16 protein-coding genes are annotated in these 17,015 nt (G+C 74.3%); 8 read left to right on the forward strand and 8 right to left on the reverse strand.

The features are described 5' to 3' along the window. A partial coding sequence (locus KME80_RS33810; protein WP_372455408.1) for a hypothetical protein occupies positions 1 to 537 on the reverse strand: 537 nt, incomplete at its 3' end. 197 nt (positions 538 to 734) lie between these two features. Then, a complete protein-coding gene (locus tag KME80_RS33815) occupies positions 735 to 1,685 on the reverse strand; it encodes a TauD/TfdA dioxygenase family protein (RefSeq protein WP_219510642.1) in 951 nt (316 codons plus the stop codon). A 199-nt stretch (positions 1,686 to 1,884) separates the two neighbouring features. Between KME80_RS33815 and KME80_RS33820 the strand changes: the two genes are divergently transcribed. The 7 genes from KME80_RS33820 to KME80_RS33850 all read left to right on the forward strand — a co-directional run bounded on the left by KME80_RS33820 (position 1,885) and on the right by KME80_RS33850 (position 9,574). Further along, complete coding sequence (locus KME80_RS33820) at positions 1,885 to 2,634, forward strand: GntR family transcriptional regulator (protein ID WP_219510644.1); 750 nt, start codon at positions 1,885 to 1,887, stop codon at positions 2,632 to 2,634. Then, complete coding sequence (locus KME80_RS33825) at positions 2,625 to 2,852, forward strand: 4Fe-4S dicluster domain-containing protein (protein ID WP_219510645.1); 228 nt, start codon at positions 2,625 to 2,627, stop codon at positions 2,850 to 2,852. Before KME80_RS33820 ends, KME80_RS33825 begins: the two co-directional genes overlap by 10 nt. Before the next feature lie 8 nt (positions 2,853 to 2,860). After that, positions 2,861 to 4,285 (forward strand): ABC transporter substrate-binding protein, encoded by a 1,425-nt coding sequence (locus tag KME80_RS33830; RefSeq protein ID WP_246646215.1) that lies wholly within the window; start codon positions 2,861 to 2,863, stop codon positions 4,283 to 4,285. Beyond that, positions 4,282 to 5,058 carry an ABC transporter permease gene (locus KME80_RS33835; protein ID WP_219510647.1) on the forward strand — a complete coding sequence of 259 codons (777 nt, stop codon included), beginning with the start codon at positions 4,282 to 4,284 and terminating at the stop codon, positions 5,056 to 5,058. Before KME80_RS33830 ends, KME80_RS33835 begins: the two co-directional genes overlap by 4 nt. Then, entirely contained in the window at positions 5,055 to 5,804 is a 750-nt protein-coding gene (locus KME80_RS33840) for an ABC transporter ATP-binding protein (RefSeq protein WP_219510648.1), read from the forward strand. Before KME80_RS33835 ends, KME80_RS33840 begins: the two co-directional genes overlap by 4 nt. Then, entirely contained in the window at positions 5,805 to 8,513 is a 2,709-nt protein-coding gene (locus KME80_RS33845) for a fumarate reductase/succinate dehydrogenase flavoprotein subunit (protein WP_219510649.1), read from the forward strand. It begins immediately after the preceding gene. Positions 8,514 to 8,677: 164 nt separating this feature from the next. Beyond that, positions 8,678 to 9,574 (forward strand): glycoside hydrolase family protein, encoded by an 897-nt coding sequence (locus tag KME80_RS33850; RefSeq protein WP_219510650.1) that lies wholly within the window; start codon positions 8,678 to 8,680, stop codon positions 9,572 to 9,574. Here the strand turns inward: KME80_RS33850 and KME80_RS33855 are convergent. The 3 genes from KME80_RS33855 to KME80_RS33865 form a co-directional block, all read right to left on the reverse strand. Beyond that, positions 9,520 to 10,467, reverse strand: coding sequence for a sulfotransferase family protein (locus KME80_RS33855; protein WP_308126032.1), 948 nt, complete (start codon positions 10,465 to 10,467; stop codon positions 9,520 to 9,522). The two genes, KME80_RS33850 and KME80_RS33855, sit on opposite strands and share 55 nt — an antisense overlap. 103 nt (positions 10,468 to 10,570) lie before the next feature. Further along, on the reverse strand, positions 10,571 to 10,744 hold the full coding sequence (locus tag KME80_RS33860) for a CstA-like transporter-associated (seleno)protein (RefSeq protein WP_219510651.1): 174 nt from the start codon (positions 10,742 to 10,744) through the stop codon (positions 10,571 to 10,573). Next, on the reverse strand, positions 10,741 to 12,843 hold the full coding sequence (locus tag KME80_RS33865) for a carbon starvation CstA family protein (protein WP_219510653.1): 2,103 nt from the start codon (positions 12,841 to 12,843) through the stop codon (positions 10,741 to 10,743). The genes KME80_RS33860 and KME80_RS33865 overlap by 4 nt, the downstream gene beginning before the upstream one ends. 165 nt (positions 12,844 to 13,008) lie before the next feature. Here KME80_RS33865 and KME80_RS33870 point away from each other — a divergent pair, with 165 nt between their 5' ends. After that, complete coding sequence (locus KME80_RS33870; protein ID WP_219510654.1) at positions 13,009 to 13,749, forward strand: class I SAM-dependent methyltransferase; 741 nt, start codon at positions 13,009 to 13,011, stop codon at positions 13,747 to 13,749. Here KME80_RS33870 and KME80_RS33875 read toward each other — a convergent pair. The 3 genes from KME80_RS33875 to KME80_RS33885 are packed head-to-tail and all read right to left on the reverse strand — an operon-like array spanning position 13,728 to position 17,004. Further along, entirely contained in the window at positions 13,728 to 14,540 is an 813-nt protein-coding gene (locus tag KME80_RS33875) for an ABC transporter permease (RefSeq protein WP_219510656.1), read from the reverse strand. The genes KME80_RS33870 and KME80_RS33875 overlap by 22 nt on opposite strands. Beyond that, positions 14,537 to 15,466, reverse strand: a complete 930-nt coding sequence (locus tag KME80_RS33880) for an ABC transporter permease (RefSeq protein WP_219510658.1) — start codon at positions 15,464 to 15,466, stop codon at positions 14,537 to 14,539. Before KME80_RS33880 ends, KME80_RS33875 begins: the two co-directional genes overlap by 4 nt. Next, positions 15,463 to 17,004 (reverse strand): ABC transporter substrate-binding protein, encoded by a 1,542-nt coding sequence (locus KME80_RS33885; protein ID WP_219510659.1) that lies wholly within the window; start codon positions 17,002 to 17,004, stop codon positions 15,463 to 15,465. Before KME80_RS33885 ends, KME80_RS33880 begins: the two co-directional genes overlap by 4 nt. Between the last annotated feature and the right edge of the window lie 11 nt (positions 17,005 to 17,015).

Below are 17,015 nucleotides of genomic sequence, written 5' to 3' on the forward strand. Positions count from 1 at the left end.
CCGTACGGCCTCGGCCGCCGCCCGGTCGGCGCGGCCGGCGGCGTGGTGGACGAGCACCCAGGCCAGCCGGGACAGCGCCGCCGCCGCGGTCGCCCACATGGCCTCCCTGACCAGCGACTCGCCGCCGGCCAGGGCGACGATCAGCGCCGCCCCGCCTCCGGCGGCCACCGCCGCCGCACCGCCGGCGGCGGGCGTGGTGTGCCACTGCCAGGTGACGCAGGCGAAGGTCACCAGCAGCCGCAGCCAGCCGGTGTTGGTGTCCTCGATGGCGCCGGTCCACGGCACGCTCGAATACAGGCCCAGCAGGACGAGCACGTCGAGGGCGACCGGCCAGGACCCCCGCCCGGCGCGCAGCCACCACGAGAAGCCGCACGTCCAGGCCGCCGCGACGGCGACCACGGCGGCGGTGGCGGCGAGCTGTTCGCCCTGGGCGCGGAACAGGGCGATCCCGCAGATCGGCGCCAGCGTGGCCAGGCGCACCGCGGCCGCGTAGCGGCGGCCGAAGCGCACCAGCAGCAGCGCCGCCTCCCCAGCCACCCGTCACCCTCTCCGCCGGCACCCGCGCGATCTCCGTGACGAAGCCTAACGAGGAAGAGCTCTCATGTTCGCGCTATCGCCAAGCTGCCTGCCCGCCTCCGGGTTGCGCGGTTGACTCGTGCGACCGCCCGTGCCTGGAGCGCGGCGGTCGCCTGCGCGGGCGAGCCCCCCGGCCCCGCCCGCGCGCTCGTGGGTCGTCAGGCGACGACGAGGGACTCGGCGGTGAACTCCCGCCCGGCGACGATCTCGGAGACGAAGCCGTCGGGCCCGACGGGACGGTCGCCGATCAGCGTGACCCGGTGCAGGGTCCGCTGGACGTCGAGGTGGTCGAGGTCCGACGGGGCGAGGTGGGCCGTGGCCCGGTTGTCCCAGAACGCCAGGCTGCCCGGCTGCCAGCGCCAGCGGACGGTGTACTCGGGACGGGTGATCTGCTCGTAGAGCAGGTCCAGGACCCGCCTGCTCTCCGGCTCGGACAGGCCGACGATGTGGTCGGTGAAGCCCGGGTTGACGAACAGCGCCCGCTCCCCGGTCTCGGGATGCACCCTGACCACGGGATGCACCGAGACCAGCAGGTTGTCGTTGATCCGCTTGGTGAGCCGGCCGTCCTCCTCGTCCGGCCGGTATCCGGCCAGGAAGCGGTGCTCGGCGCGCAGCCCGTCGACGAACGCCCGCAGCGGCGCGGACAGCCCCTCGTAGGCGGCCACCAGGTTGGTCCAGGTGGTGTCGCCGCCGAACTCCGGCACGGTCTCGGCCCGCAGGATCGAGGCGGCGGGCGGGTTGACCGCGGCGGTGACGTCGGTGTGCCAGCCGGAGGCGTAGGAGTAGCGCTTCTTGCGGTACAGCTCGCGGTAGCCGGGGCCGTAGCGCTCCTCGTAGCGGCGCGGGTCGATGGTGAGGATCTGCGGGAACCGCTCGGGCGGGGCGTCCTCGTGCGGGTGGGCGTGGGTGAGGTCGCCGAACTGGCGGGCGAAGGCGATCTGCCCGGCGTGATCGAGGGTCTGGCCACGGAAGAAGAGCACCTTGTGGGCGAGCAGGGCCTGGCGGATCTCCTGGACGGTGGTGGGGTCCAGCGGGTGGGCGAGGTCGAGGCCGACGATCTCGGCGCCGATGTGCCCGGCCACGCGTTTGACGGTCAGGATGCTGGTCATGGCCTGATCGTGCGCCATATTTCCTACAAAAGCAATAGGCAATTAGGGGAATTCGGGTGGCGGATCTTCCGGCATCCCGGCGGCGAGCCGCTGTTCGCGCGGCGGGCGGGGCGGGCCTGGTGTGGCGCAATCCTTCCGTTATCCCTATTTACCTACCTGCTTGCTAGGTTATAGCCCAGGCCGAACGGGAGGTGTGGAGATGGGACAGGTCGCGCGACGCCGGGCGGACCGGGCCAGACAGGTCGCCGACCTGCTGAGGCGCCAGATCGTGCACGGAGGCTTCCCCCAGGTCAGGCTGCCGCCCGAGGCCGCGCTGGCCCGGGAGTTCGGCGCCTCGCGCAACACCGTGCGCGACGCCCTGCGCCTGCTGCGCGAGGAAGGGCTGGTCGAGCGCTGCCCCGGCGTCGGCACCACGATCGCCGGCGAGAAGTACCCGCACGGCCTGCACCGGCTGCTCGGCCTCGCCGAGACGCTGGACGAGCACGGCCGGGTGACCAACCAGGTCAGGACCATGACGCTGATCGAGCCGCCGCCCGCCGTGCGCGCCCGGCTCGGCCTGCCCCCGGGCGAGCCCGTCGTCTACCTCGAACGGCTGCGCAGCCTCAACGGCCTGCCGCTCTCGCTCGACCTGACCTACCTCGTCCGCGACGCCGGCGAGCCGCTGTTCGACGCCAACCTGACCAACAACGACATCTTCGTGCTGCTGGAGCGGATCACCGGCAGCCCGCTCGGCACCGCCGAGCTCACGCTGGAGGCGGTCAACGCCGACCCGCACACCGCGGCCGTGCTCGCCGTCCCGCGCGGAGCCGCGCTGCTCATGGTCGAGCGGCTCACCCACCTGGCCGACGGCAGGCCCGTCGACCTGGAGTTCATCCGTTTCCGCGGCGACCGGCTGACCATGCGCGGGCAGCTCGACCGCGCCACCCAGGAGGAGGGGCGATGGCCCTGATCGACCAGCGGGTCGAGGTGCCCGTGACCATCGACGAGGCGCTGTGCGTCGAGGGCTGCACGCTGTGCGTCGAGGCGTGCCCGCTCGACTCCCTCGCGATCAGCGACGAGACCGGCAAGGCGTACATGTACGTCGACGAGTGCTGGTACTGCGGCCCGTGCGCCGCCCGGTGCCCGGTCGACGCGGTCACCATCAACATCCCCTACCTGCTGCGATGAGGACGACGATGACGCGCGTGCTTCTGGCGGCCCTCGTCCTGCTCGCCGCCGCCGGCTGCTCGGTCACCGGCGGCGGCGCCGACAGGACGACGGTCGTCGTCGGCTACCAGTCCAAGACCATCAACACCGTCACCGCGGGCACCCTGCTGCGCTCGCTCGGCTACCTGGAGAAGCGGCTCGGCGACCGGTACGCCGTCGAGTGGCAGGACCACGACACCGGCGCCCCGATCACCGCCAAGATGGTCGCCGGGAAGATCGACATCGGCTCGATGGGCGACTACCCCCTGCTCATCAACGCCTCCCGCACCCAGGGCGTCCCCGAGGCGCGCACCGAGCTGATCTCCACCACCGGCTACAACCTGCGCGGCGGCCTCAACATGGTCGTCGTGCCGCCCGGCTCCCCGGCGACGACCCTGGCCGACCTGCGCGGGGCCAAGGTGTCGGCCAGCGTCGGCTCCGCCGGGCACGGCACGCTGGTGCAGGCCCTGGAGAAGGCGGGCGTCTCCGGGGTCGAGGTGGTCAACCACCAGCCCGCCGTCGGCGCCTCGCAACTGGAGGCGGGCGGCGTCCAGGCGTACGCCCAGTTCGTCGCCTGGCCGGGGCTGGTGGTCTTCCAGGGCAAGGGCCGCCTCATCTACGACGGCTCCGCGCTGGACGTGCCGACCTTCCACGGCGTGGTGGTGCGGCAGGCGTACGCGAAGGAGCACCCGGAGGTGGTGGACGCCTTCCTCAAGGCGCAGCTGGACGCCACCCGCTACCTGCACGAGCACCCGCTGGAGGCGGCCGAGACCGTCGCGCGGATCACCGGCCTGCCGCCCGAGGTCGTCTACCTCTACAACGGCCCCGGCGGCATCTCCACCTTCGACGTCACGCTCAAGCCGCAGCTCAAGGCCGCCCACGAGCACGACGTGCCGTTCCTCAAGCGCATCGGCGACGACTTCGCCGGCGTGGACGTCGCCGCCTTCGTCAACGACTCCTACCTGCGCAAGGCGTACGGGCCGGACTACGACCGGGACGTGGCCGCCACCGCGAACCCGGCCGCGATCACCGGGACGGACCCGGTGTGCGGCGGCCCGGTCACCGACCCGGCGACGGCCTCGGAGCTGTGGCTCGACGGCGCCGCCACGACGCGGCCCGCCGCCACGCCCGCCTGCCTGCTGCGCCAGATCGCCGCCGCCCGGGCCGCCGGGACGGCTGTGCGCGCCGCGTACGTGCCCGACACCGTCACCGGCACCCGCTGGTTCGCCGGCCACGCCGTGTGGCTGCGCGCGGGCGCGGACTTCCTGCCCTTCACCACCGCCGAGGGCGCCGCCGCCTACCGCGCGGCGCACCCGGACGCCGAGCCGATCACGTACGAGGACGCGGTGAAGGCGGCAGGGAAGGCGGCGGGCAAGACGGCGGGCAAGACGGCGGGCAAGGCGGGTGACACGTGACCGGCTGGGCCGTCAGAGCGGCCTCCGTGCTGGCGGCGGCCGGGCTGTGGCAGGCGCTCACCGCCGCCGACGCCCGGCTGTGGCTCAGGTTCGACCGGCTGCCCACGCTCGACGAGATCGCGGGGGAGGCCGCCCGGCAGCTCGTCACCCCGGTGTTCGCGCTCGACCTGCTGCAGAGCCTGATCCGCATCCTCACCGGGTTCGGGCTGGCCACGGTTGCGGGCGTGGCCGCGGGCATCGCGCTCGGCAGGTCGCCGCGGACCCGGGACGTGCTGCTGCCGCTGCTGGAGGCGGTCCGGCCGATCCCGGCGATCGCGCTGGTCCCGGTGGCGATCCTGCTGTTCCCCACCGACGAGCAGGGCATCGTGTTCATCACGTTCGTCGCCGCGTTCTTCCCGATCCTGGTCAGCACCCGGCACGCCGTCCGGGCGCTGCCCACCCTGTGGGAGGACGCCGTCAGGACGCTCGGCGGGCGCCGCCTCCACGTGCTGCGGCACGTTGTGCTGCCCGGCATCCTGCCCGGCGTGTCCGGCGGGCTGTCGGTCGGGATGGGCGTGTCGTGGATCTGCGTGATCTCGGCCGAGATGATCTCGGGGGAGTTCGGCGTCGGCTACCGCACCTGGCAGGCGTACACGCTGGTGGACTACCCGGCGGTGATCGTCGGGATGCTCACCATCGGCCTGCTCGGCTGGCTCACCTCGGCCGCCGTGGAGCTGGCCGGGCGGCGGGTCACCCGCTGGCTGCCCCGGGCCGCGCGGGACGGTGTGTCATGACCGCGGTGCTGCCCGCCGTCGGGGCCGCGCCCGCCGGGATCGGGTTCACGCTGGAGGGGCTGGCGCTCGGCTACGGCCACGACCCGGTCGTGCGCGGCGTCGACCTGGACATCGAGCCGGGCGAGGTGCTGGTCGTCGTGGGCGCGTCCGGCTCCGGCAAGTCCACGCTGCTGCGCGCCCTGGCCGGGCTGCTCCCGCCCGCCGCCGGGACGGTCCGCGCCGGCGGCGCCGAGATCACCGGCACCTCGGCCGAACGGGCCATGGTCTTCCAGGACGACGGGCTGCTGCCCTGGCGCAGCGTGCTGCGCAACGTCGAGCTGCCGCTGCGCATCCGCAAGGTCGGCAGGCGGGAGCGGACCGCGGCGGCGCTGGAGTGGATCGACCGGGTGGGGCTGGCAGGGGCCGAGGGCAAGCTGCCGCGCGAGCTGTCCGGCGGCATGCGGCAGCGCGTGCAGCTCGCCCGCGCGCTCGTGGCCGCGCCCCGCGCGGTGCTGATGGACGAGCCGTTCGGCGCGCTCGACGCCCAGACCCGCGCCCAGATGCAACGCCTGCTGCTCGACGTGCTGGCCGGCACCCGCGCAACCGTCGTCTTCGTCACCCACGACGTGGACGAGGCGCTGCTGCTGGCCGACCGGATCGTGGTGCTCGGCGGACCCGGGAACGGGCACGGCATTCGCGCGTCCTTCGCCGTACGCGGCGCCGGCCGGGACGCCGGGCTGCGCGACAGGATTCTGAAGGAGCTGTAGATGGAGATTCCCTCGATCGACGACCGCCTGCACCTGGAGTGCGAGGTGCTCGTCGTCGGCGGCGGCACCGCGGGCACGATGGCCGCGATCACCGCGGCGGAGCGGGGCGCCCGCGTCCTGCTGCTGGAGAAGGCGCACGTCCGTCACAGCGGCGCGCTCGCCATGGGCATGGACGGGGTGAACAACGCCGTCATCCCCGGCAAGGCCACCCCCGAGGACTACGTAGCCGAGATCACCCGGGCCAACGACGGGATCGTCAACCAGCGGACGATCCACCAGACCGCCACCCGGGGCCACGACATGGTCCGCCGCCTGGAGCGCTACGGCGTCAAGTTCGAGAAGGACGAGTACGGCGAGTACGCGGTGCGCCGCGTCCACCGCTCCGGCAGCTACGTGCTGCCCATGCCCGAGGGCAAGGACGTCAAGAAGGTCCTCTACCGGGTGCTGCGCCGCCGCGACATCCGCGAGAAGGTGCGCATCGAGAACCGGGTCATGCCCGTACGGGTGCTCACCTCCGGCGGCCGGGCCGTCGGCGTGGCCGGGTTCGACACCCGGTCCGGGCGGTTCGTCACGGTGAGCGCGGGCGCGGTCATCCTGGCGACCGGCGCCTGCGGCAGGCTCGGCCTGCCCGCCAGCGGCTACCTGTACGGCACGTACGAGAACCCCGCCAACGCCGGCGACGGCCACGCCATGGCCTACCACGCGGGGGCCGAGCTCAGCGGCATCGAGTGCTTCCAGATCAACCCGCTGATCAAGGACTACAACGGCCCGGCCTGCGCCTACGTGGCCAACCCGTTCGGCGGCTACCAGGTCAACAACCGGGGGGAGCGCTTCGTCGACTCCGACTACTGGTCGGGCCAGATGATGGCCGAGGTGGCCGCCGAGATCGCCTCCGCGCGGGGGCCGATCTACCTCAAGCTCACGCACCTGCCGGAGGAGTCCATCGGGGCGCTGGAGAACATCCTGCACACCACCGAACGGCCCACGCGCGGCACCTTCCACGCCGGGCGCGGCCACGACTACCGCACCCACGACGTGGAGATGCACATCTCGGAGATCGGCCTGTGCGGCGGCCACTCGGCCTCCGGGGTGTGGGTGGACGAGCACGGCGCGACGACCGTGCCCGGCCTGTACGCGGCCGGGGACCTGGCCTGCGTGCCGCACAACTACATGATCGGCGCGTTCGTCTTCGGCGACCTGGCCGGCGCGCACGCCGCCGCCCGGGTCGCCGGGTCCGGCGGGTCGCCTGAAACGCTGCCCGCCGATCAGGTCGCCGCCGCCCACGAGCTGGTCTACCGCCCGCTGCGCCACCCGGACGGGCCGCCGCAGCAGCAGGTCGAGTACAAGCTGCGCCGGTTCGTCAACGACTACGTGACGCCGCCCAAGACCGCCGCCAAGCTGGACCTCGCGCTGGAGTCGTTCGAGCGCATGCGCGAGGAGGTCGCCGCGATGGGCGCGCGCACCCCGCACGAGCTCATGCGCTGCGTGGAGGTCGACTTCATCCGCGACTGCGCCGAGATGGCCGCCCGCGCCTCGCTGACCCGCACCGAGAGCCGCTGGGGCCTCTACCACGAGCGGGCCGACCTGCCCGCCCGCGACGACGCGACCTGGCTGTTCCACCTCAACCTGCGCAAGCGCGACGACGGCGCGATGGAGTTCGTCAAACGCCCGGTCGAGCCCTACCTGGTGCCCGTGCCCGAGTACGCGCCCGTGGCCGCCGAACCGGTCGTGCTCGGCGCGCACACCGCCACCCCCGTACGGCGCGCCGCCGCCGCGCCCACCGGCCGGGCCGCCGTCGGCCGCTCGCCGCGCATCCTGGAGCTGCACCGGCTGGCCGAGGAGCAGCCCACCGCCGACCGGCTCGGCCCGTACCTGTCGGACCCCGACCCCAAGGTCAGGCGGGCCGCCGTCGCCACGCTCACCGAGGTCGTCCCCGAGGGCACCGGCGCCGCGCTGGCCGCCGCGCTCGGCGACGCCCACGGCACCGTGCGGCGCGCCGCCGCCACCGCGCTCAAGGAGCTCGTCGAGGTGCTGCCCGCCACGCCCGAGCTGGGCGCCGCCCTGGCCGGGCAGCTCGGCGGGGCCGACGCGGTGGTGCGGGCGTGCGCGCTCGACGTGCTGCGGGCCCTGCGCCTGGCCGGGGCCGAGACCTTCGCCGCGGGGCTCGCCGACCCCGACCGCCGGGTGCGCGTCGAGGCGATCCGCGGGCTGGTCTCGCTCGACGAGGCCGACCGCGTCGCCGGGGCCGCCGCCGACCCGTCGCGCGAGGTGCGCGTGTGGGTGGCCAAGGGGCTGGGGCTCATCGGCCAGCCGTCCGCCGCGCTCGGGGCCCTCTCCGTGCTCGCCGCCGACGCCGACCCGCTCGTACGCGCCGCCGCGCTGGAGGCGTCGGGGGCGACCGGCGCCCCGCTCACCGCCGAGGCGGCGCGGGCGCTCCGCGACCCCGCCTGGGAGGTGCGGGCCGGCGCGGCCCGCTGCCTGGCCGCCGCCGAGGCGGAGACCGCCTGCGGGCCGCTCGCCGGGGCGCTGTCGGACGCCAACCTGGACGTTCGCAAGGCGGCCGTGCTCGCGCTGTCGCGCTGGGCGGGCAGGCCCGAGGTGGCCGAGGCGTTGCGCGCCGCCCTGTCCGACCCGGACGCCGACGTCCGCGCCCACGCCCGCGCGGCCCTGTCCGGCCTGGATGCCGACGCCCGCGCCGCTCTCCCCTGAGCCGGCCCGTACGCCACCGACGACCACGAGCCCCAGGAGACCCCGGGGCCGGACAGGAAGCCCCGAGGGGTTGCGGAAGGGAACGACTATGCGTGGAGCAGGGAACGTCCAAGGGAGGGTCAGGGTCCGTGAAGCGCAGTGCGTCGTCGCCTAGTGTCGCGCCCATGTCGATCGATGAGAACGCCTTCTTGCCCGACCCGGACCGCTCCGTGGTGGCGGTCGCGCCGCCGTCACCCGGTGAGGGGCACTGGGCGGGCGCGCCGAGCGCCGTCGCGGCGGACGGGCTGATCTACCTCGCCTACCGGCTGCGCCGCCCGGTCGGGCAGGGGCGCGGGTACGCGGTGGTGGTCGCCCGTTCGGCGGACGGCGAGCGGTTCGAGACGCTGACGACGGTCACGCGCGAGCAGATGGACGCCGAATCGCTGGAGCGGCCCGCGCTGGTGCGCCTGCCGGACGGGCGCTGGCGGCTCTACCTGAGCTGCGCCACCGAGGGCACCAAGCACTGGCGGGTGGAGGTGCTGGAGGCCGCGGACCCGGCCGGGTTCGACCCGCGCTCGCGCGTCACCGTCCTGCCCGGCGACCCGAAGACCGGGGTGAAGGACACGGTCGTCGTCCAGCGGGACGGCGTCTGGCACCTGTGGGCCTCCTGCCATCCGCTGGCCGATCCCGACGAGGCCGACCAGATGGTCACCGACTACGCCACCAGCGCCGACGGCCTGGAGTGGACGTGGCACGGCACGGCGCTCAGCGGCAGGCCGGGCCTGTGGGACGCGCGCGGGGTGCGGGTGAGCGCGGTGAGGTTCGCCGGAGACCGGGTGCTGGCCTTCTACGACGGCCGGGCGGACGCCGCGGAGAACTACGAGGAGCGCACCGGCGTCGCCGTCGGCGCGGGCCCGGCCGAGCTGACGCCGGTGGGCGGGGCGCCCGCGGCCGCCTCCCCGCACGGCGGAGGCGGCCTGCGCTACCTGGACATCGTCGACCTGCCCGGCGGCGGCGTACGGCTGTACTACGAGTTCACCCGCGCGGACGGCGCGCACGAGCTGCGCACCGAACTGCGCTGACCGGGCGGCGCGGCGTCAGCTCCGGCGGCCGTTGCGCGCCTGCCGCTGGCCGGGCGGCCGGACGCCGACGAGGCCGCCGGAGCGCGGCCGGTGCCGGAGCCAGTCGCCGTAGTCGTCGCCGGTGAGCTCCTGGAGCAGCCGGATGTCGTCGGCGAAGCAGGGGATGAGCCGCTGCCGCTGCTCCCACTCCAGCGGGCGGCGGGCCTGGCCGCGCCGCTGGAGCAGGCCCGGGGGTGGGCGGTCACGTTCTGCCGGGGCACCTCGGTGAGCAGGCCGGTGCGGACGCAGAGGAAGGCGCAGACCTGGTCCAGGGTGGTGGCGGGCCGGTCGACGACGTCGCGGTAGCGGAAGATCAGCACCTGCTCGCGGGGGAACAGGCTGAACAGGTGGGCGAGCTGCTCGCCGTAACGGCCCAGGCCGGTGTAGTGCCAGAAGTGCCCCCAGCCGTCGGCGATCCGCTTGGGCTCGGCCTCGCAGGCGCGCACCAGGTCGCCGATGGGCTCCAGCCCGGCCGACCACAGGTGTGTCCAGTTGGAGTGCGCCCGTTCGACCGGGTCCCGTAACGTCAGGATGATCTTGACCTCAGGGATCAGGGCGTGGATGCGCCGCTGGGCGGCCGTGTCGTACAGGTAGAAGGGGGTGGACTCGCCGGTGAGCGCGCCCGGGGGAGCGTCGGTGAACAGCGCCTCGTAGTCCGTGCGGCGCCAGACGTGCTCACGGTAGGTGTCGGCGTCGCCCGGGCCGCCCGTGTGCGGGGGCGGGCCGTCGGTGAGGAAGAACTTCGGCTCCTTGACCCGGGACAGGAACAGGTCCGGGTGCCGCCGCAGCGCGGTGTGCAGGGCGGTGGTCCCCGCCTTGGGCACGCCGGCGATCAGGAAATCAGGCAGAGGCACGATCTTTCCCTTCACGAAGGAATAGATGCCTGATTTTCCTACCAATAGTGTGGGTTATTCAAGAGGGGCGGCCGTGCGTCCCGGCTGACGCCGAAAGTTCGGGTCAGCAGCAGCGGCTCTCCGGCGCCGCCTCGCGCAGGTCCGATCGCCGCCGCTCGTACTCGCGCCGCGACATCGGCGTCCCGCCGTGGGCCGCGTGCGCGTCCGCGTACCGCTCGTAGGCCGCCGTCCCCGTCAGCTCGCGCACGTACCAGCGCAGGAAGCGCAGCGCCTTCACGACGACCGCGAGCCCGGGGTGGCGAACAGCCCCGACGGCGCGACGAGGGCCGACTCCACGTACGGGGCCTCCTTGAGCGGCAGCGGCTCGCGGGAGCGGAGCGCGCGCACGCACACCACGGCCGCGTCGGCGATGACGACCAGCACGAGCACGGCGAACAGCGCCGCCAGGACGCCGTCCACGGTGGAGTTGGTGACGACGGTCCGCATCTGGTCGAGGCTCCGCGCCGGGGCCAGCACCCGGCCCGCCGCCAGCGCCTCGGCGTACAGCTCGCGCTGCGCGAAGAAGCCGATCTTCGGGTCGGCGTCGAACACCTTCTGCCAGCTCGCGGTGAGCGTGACCGCGACGTCCCAGGCCAGCGGCAGGCCGGTCACCCACGCCCAGCGGAGCTTGCCCGACTTGATCAGCAGCGTCGTCGCCAGCGTCAGCGCCACCGCCGCCAGGAGCTGGTTGGCGATGCCGAACAGCGGGAAGAGCTGGTTGATCCCGCCGAGCGGGTCGTTGACCCCCGCCCACAGGAAGTAGCCCCACGCCAGCACCACCACGGCGCTGGTCGCCCACAGGCCCGGCTTCCAGCTCACCCGCCCGATCGGCTTCCACACGTTGCCCAGCGTGTCCTGGAGCATGAACCGCCCGACCCTGGTCCCCGCGTCGACCGTCGTGAGGATGAACAGCGCCTCGAACATGATCGCGAAGTGGTACCAGAACGCCTTGAACGCCGCGCCGCCGAACACCGCCGCCATGATCTCGGAGATGCCGACGGCCAGCGTGGGCGCCCCGCCGGTCCGCGCGATGATCGTGCTCTCCTCCACGGCCGCCGCCGCTGCCGTCAGGTCCTCGGGCGAGATCGTGAACCCGAGCCGCGCCACAGCCGCCGACGCGCTCTCGGCGGTGGACCCGAGCAGCCCCGCCGGGGCGTTCATCGCGTAGTAGAGTCCCGGCTCCAGCACGCTGGCCGCGATCAACGCCATGATCGCGACGAACGACTCGGTGAGCATCCCGCCGTAGCCGATCAGCCGGATCTGCGACTCCTTCTGGATCATCTTCGGCGTGGTGCCCGACGAGATGAGCGCGTGGAAGCCCGACAGCGCCCCGCAGGCGATCGTGATGAACACGAACGGGAACAGCGCCCCGGCGAACACCGGCCCGTCCCCGGTCAGCGCGAACTCGGTCACCGCCTCGTTGCGCAGCACCGGGGCCGCGACCACCACGCCCACCGCCAGCAGCCCGATCGTGCCGACCTTCATGAACGTCGACAGGTAGTCGCGCGGCGCCAGCAGCATCCACACCGGCAGCACCGAGGCGAAGAACCCGTACACGACCAGGCAGACGACCAGCGTCTGCGGGCTGAGCGTGAACACCCCGGCCAGCGCGGAGTCCTGCACCCAGCTACCGCCCACGATGGCCAGCAGCAGCAGCGCCACCCCGATGACCGACGTCTCGACCACCCGGCCGGGCCGCAGGACCCGCAGGTAGAAGCCCATGAACAGGGCGATGGGGATGGTCATCGCGATGGAGAAGGCGCCCCACGGCGAGGCGGCCAGCGCGTTGACGACGACCAGCGCCAGCACCGCCAGCAGGATGATCATGATGGCGAAGACCGCGACGAGCGCCGCCGCCCCGCCGATCGGCCCGATCTCCTCGCGCACCATCTGGCCCAGGCTCTTGCCGTCGCGCCGCAGCGAGAAGAACAGCACCACCATGTCCTGGACGGCCCCGGCCAGGATCACCCCCACGATGATCCAGATGGTGCCGGGCAGGTAGCCCATCTGCGCCGCCAGCACCGGCCCCACCAGCGGCCCCGCCCCGGCGATGGCCGCGAAGTGGTGGCCGAACAGCACCCGCCGGTCCGTCGGCTGGAAGTCCACGCCGTTGTCGAGCCGCTCCGCCGGCGTGGCCCTGCGGTCGTCGACGCCGAGCACCGTACGGGCGATGAACCGGGCGTAGAACCGGTACGCGATCGCGTACGAGCCGAGCGCGGCGGCGACCATCCAGACCGCCGACACGCTCTCGCCCCGCGACAGCGCCAGGACGCCCCAGGCGACCGCTCCGGCGATCGCGACCGCCGTCCAGACGACGATCGATCTGACCCTCGACATACGTGATCCTTTCTGACTGCGGGCGGGGGAGCGGCGCTCCTGTCGCAACCTAGAGACAACTGCGCAGCGTAGTCAGCCGATCACCGAATCCGGTCTTCACGCGTCGCGCTCACCCGGCCGTAAAGCGGTGGACAGTCCGGACGCCGCCGGGTCAGGGTGGGGAGCATGCGACAGGAGGAGATCTGGGACGCCGAGACCGCGCGCCGCTACGACACGCCGGGCGCCGGCATGTTCGCGCCCGAGGTGCTCAAGCCCGCGGTCGACCGGCTCGCCGCGCTCGCGGGCGGCGGGCGGGCGCTGGAGTTCGCCATCGGCACCGGCCGGGTCGCGGTGCCGCTGGCCGAGCGGGGGGTGCCCGTCACCGGCATCGAGCTGTCCCAGCCGATGATCGACCAGTTGCGCACCAAGGCGGGCGAGGCGGCGATCCCGGTGGTCGCCGGCGACATGGCGAGCGCGGTCGCCCCGGGCGCGTACTCGCTCGTCTACCTCGTCTACAACACGATCGGCAACCTGCTCACCCAGGCCGAGCAGGTCGCCTGCTTCCGCAACGCGGCCCGGCACCTGTCGCCCGGCGGCCGGTTCGTGATCGAGCTCTGGGTGCCCGAGCTGCGCAGGCTCCCGCCGGGCCAGCAGGCGATGGTCTACCACAGCGAGCCCGGCTACATCGGGCTCGACACCTACGACGTGGTGCGGCAGCTCGTCGTGTCGCACCACTTCACGTTCGGCGACGGGCGGCAGGCGGAGCTGTTCCGCACCCCGCAGCGTTACGTGTGGCCGGCCGAGCTCGACCTGATGGCGCAGCTCGCCGGGTTCGAGCTGGAGTCGCGGCACGCCGACTGGAGCGGGGCGGAGTTCACCGCCGACTCGCGCTCGCACGTGTCGGTCTACCGGCTCCCGCCCGCCTGAGCCGCCTGAGCCGTCTGAGCCGCCCGTCGCGCGTCGGCCACGAGCGCGACGGCGAGGCCGGTGACGGCCAGGGCGAGCGCGGGCACGACGGCCAGCCGGGGCGCGGCCACCAGCAGCGGCGTGGCCTCGCTCACCATGCCGCCCCAGTCGGTGTCGGGCGGCGGCAGCCCGGCCCCCAGGAAGCTCAGCGACGTGACCGCGACCAGCGCCCTGGCGAAGTCGGCCGTGGCGACGGTCAGCAGCGGACCGGCCAGCTCCGGCCCGATCGTGCGCCGCAGCAGGTAGAGGCGTGACGCGCCGATGGCCCGCACCGCCAGCACGTGATCGGAGGCGGCCGCCTGCCGGGTCGCGGTGCGGGCGACGAGCCCGCAGCTCACCCAGCCGAGCGGCACCAGCGCGGCCAGCACCGTGCCGTACCCGGGCCGCAGCACGCCCGCCAGCGCGAGCGCCAGCGTGAGCCCCGGCAGGGCGAGCGCCACGGTGGCGGCGAAGCCCAGCAGCCGGTCCGCCACCCCGCCGGCCAGCCCGGCGGCGGCGCCCGTCACCGCGCCGAGCGCCGTCGTGGCCGCCGTCACCGCCAGCGCCACCAGCAGCGACGTACGGCCCGCGGCCGCCGTCCTGGTGAGCAGGTCGCGGCCGAGCTGGTCGGTGCCCAGCCAGTGCCCGCCACCGGGCGGCAGCATGGCCCGCCCCAGGTCGGGCGCGTGCGGATCGTGTCCCGTCACCAGCGGCGTGACCAGGCAGAACAGCACGACCGCCGCGAGCAGCGCCTGCCTGGCGCGTCCCCTCATCGCCGCCGCACCCTCGGGTCACAGGCCGCCAGGCACAGCTCCACGCACGCCAGCAGCAGCACGATCGCGGCCCCGGTGACGAGCACGTACGCCTGCACCACCGGCACGTCGCGCTGCCGGATCGCCGTCACCGCGAGCTGCCCCAGGCCCGGCCAGGCGAACAGCGTCTCCACCACCACCGCCCCGGCCAGCAACTCGGCGAGCACAACGCCGGCGGCGGTGACGGCGTTCGGCGCGGCCACCCGTACGGCGTGCACCAGGACCGTCCGCCGCGCGCGCAGGCCCTTCGCGGCGGCCAGCCGGACGAACGGCTGCCGCAGCGCGTCGGCGAGGTCGGCGCGCAGCAGCCGCAGCAGCGTCGCCGCGCCCGCCAGCCCGAGCGTGAGCGCGGGCAGCACCACCGCGCCCGGCCCGGTGTCGCCGCCCGTGGGCAGCGCGCGCAGGCCGACCGCGACGACGCTGATCAGCAGGATGCCGACGATGTACGGCGGCACGCCCGTGAGCGCCGCCGTCACCAGAGCGATCGCCCGGCTGAGCGGCGCGCGCGGCCGCAGGGCGAGGCGGACCGAGGCGAGCACCGCGAGCCCCACCGCGACCAGGGCCGACGCCCCGGCCAGCCGCAGCGTCGCCGGGACCCGCGAGAACACCTCGGCGGCCACCGGGGACCGGTCGGCGTAGGACCGGCCGAGGTCGCCGCCCGCCACCCCGCCCAGCCAGCGCAGGTAGCGGGTGAACAGCGGCTGGTCGAGGCCGAGCTCGGCCCGCAGCGCCGCCACGCCGGCCGCCGTCGGCTGCACGCCGCCGCGCCGCAGGATCTCCTCCGCCGGGTCGCCCGGCGCCAGCGACGTCAGCAGGAACACCAGCACCGACACCGCCAGCAGCGCGAGCAGCAGCTCCGCGCCGCGCCGCAGGACGACGGCCGTCACCGTCGCGGGACGAGCGCGCCCAGGTCCACCACGTACGCCACGCTCTGCCGCACGCCGCCGACCCGGCTCGTCGTGACGATCGCGTTGTCCTGGTAGGCCAGCGGGATCATCGGCCGGTCGGCCGCGAGCATCCGCTGGACGCGGTGGTACAGCTCGCGCCGGCCGCCCGGATCGGTCTCGACGGCGGCCTCGTCGACCAGGTCGTCGAAGGCGGCGCTGCGGTAGCCGAGCCGCCGCTCGGTGTTCCACGCCGCGTCGGAGCGCAGGAACCGCCGGAACAGGTAGTCGGGGTCGCCGTTCGGCACGCTGTACGCGCTCAGGAAGACGTCGTAGTCGCCGGCCTCCATCACGGCCTTGGTGGCCTCGGCCACCGTCACCCGGGCGGGCAGCCCCGCCTGCTCCAGCGCGGCCCGCAGCACCTCGGCGATGCCCGTATAGGGGAACTGCCCGGTCTCGGCGGACGAGACGAGGATCGACACCGGCTCGGCCGGCGCTCCGGCGGCGGCGACCAGCTCGCGGGCCCGTCCCGGGTCGTGCGGAGCGCCGGAGCCCGGGGCGGCGAGGTCGCCGAAGACCGGCGACAGGAACGCCCCGCCCGCCGTCGCCGTGCCCCCGAGCAGCGTGCGCGCGACGGCCCGCCGGTCGATCGCCAGCTCGGCCGCCTCCCGTAACCGGGCGTCGGCGAACGGGCCACGCGAGGCGTTGAACGTCAGGTAATGAGTCAGCACCGACGGGCTGCGCACCACCCGGAAGCCGGGATCGGCGGCCACCGCGCCCACCTGCCCCGGCAGCAGCGCGCCCTTGTCGATCAGCCCGTCGATCTCGCCCGCCCGCAGCGCCGCCACGCGCGCGTTCGCGTCGGGGATCACCCGGACCACGATCCGGTCGTAGGCGGGCGCGCCGCCGTGGTGGTGCGGGTTGGCGGCCAGCACCGCCCGCTGCCCCTTCACCCACTCCACGAGCCTGTACGGGCCGGTCCCGACCGGCTGGCCGGTGAAGTCGCCCGAGGCGGCGAACGCCTTCGGCGACTGCACCATGCTGAAGAACCCGGCGATCCTGGCCGGCAGGTCGGCCACCGGTTCGGCCAGCTCGAACGTCACCCTGCCCGCCTCGGCCCGCACGTCGCGGAGCTTGCCGTAGGCCGCCTCCATCCCGGCGTCGAGGCTGAAGAACGCCGACTGGCGGGGCGCGATCCGCAGGAACCGGCGGACGTTGGCGACCACGGCCTCGGCCGTCAGCGGCGACCCGTCGCTGAACCGCACCCCGTCGCGCAGCGTGAACGTCCAGCGCCGCCCCCGCTCGGCCCGCTCCCACGAGACGGCCAGCGCCGGGACCGGCCGCAGCCGGTCGTCCACCGTCACCAGCGGCTCCCACACGCCCAGCGTCTGGTGCGTGTAGTACGGGTCCTGTGGCCCGGCGACGAGGTCGCGCGGGGCCGCCAGCGTGAGCTGCCCGGCGCCTGCCTGCTCCGGCGCGCCGCAGCCCGCCAGGACCGCGCCCAGCAACGCCAGCAGCAGGATCGTGGCTCGTCCTCGCACCCTGATCTCCC

This window comes from Nonomuraea ceibae, assembly GCF_019396325.1.
Lineage (GTDB): Bacteria > Actinomycetota > Actinomycetes > Streptosporangiales > Streptosporangiaceae > Nonomuraea > Nonomuraea ceibae.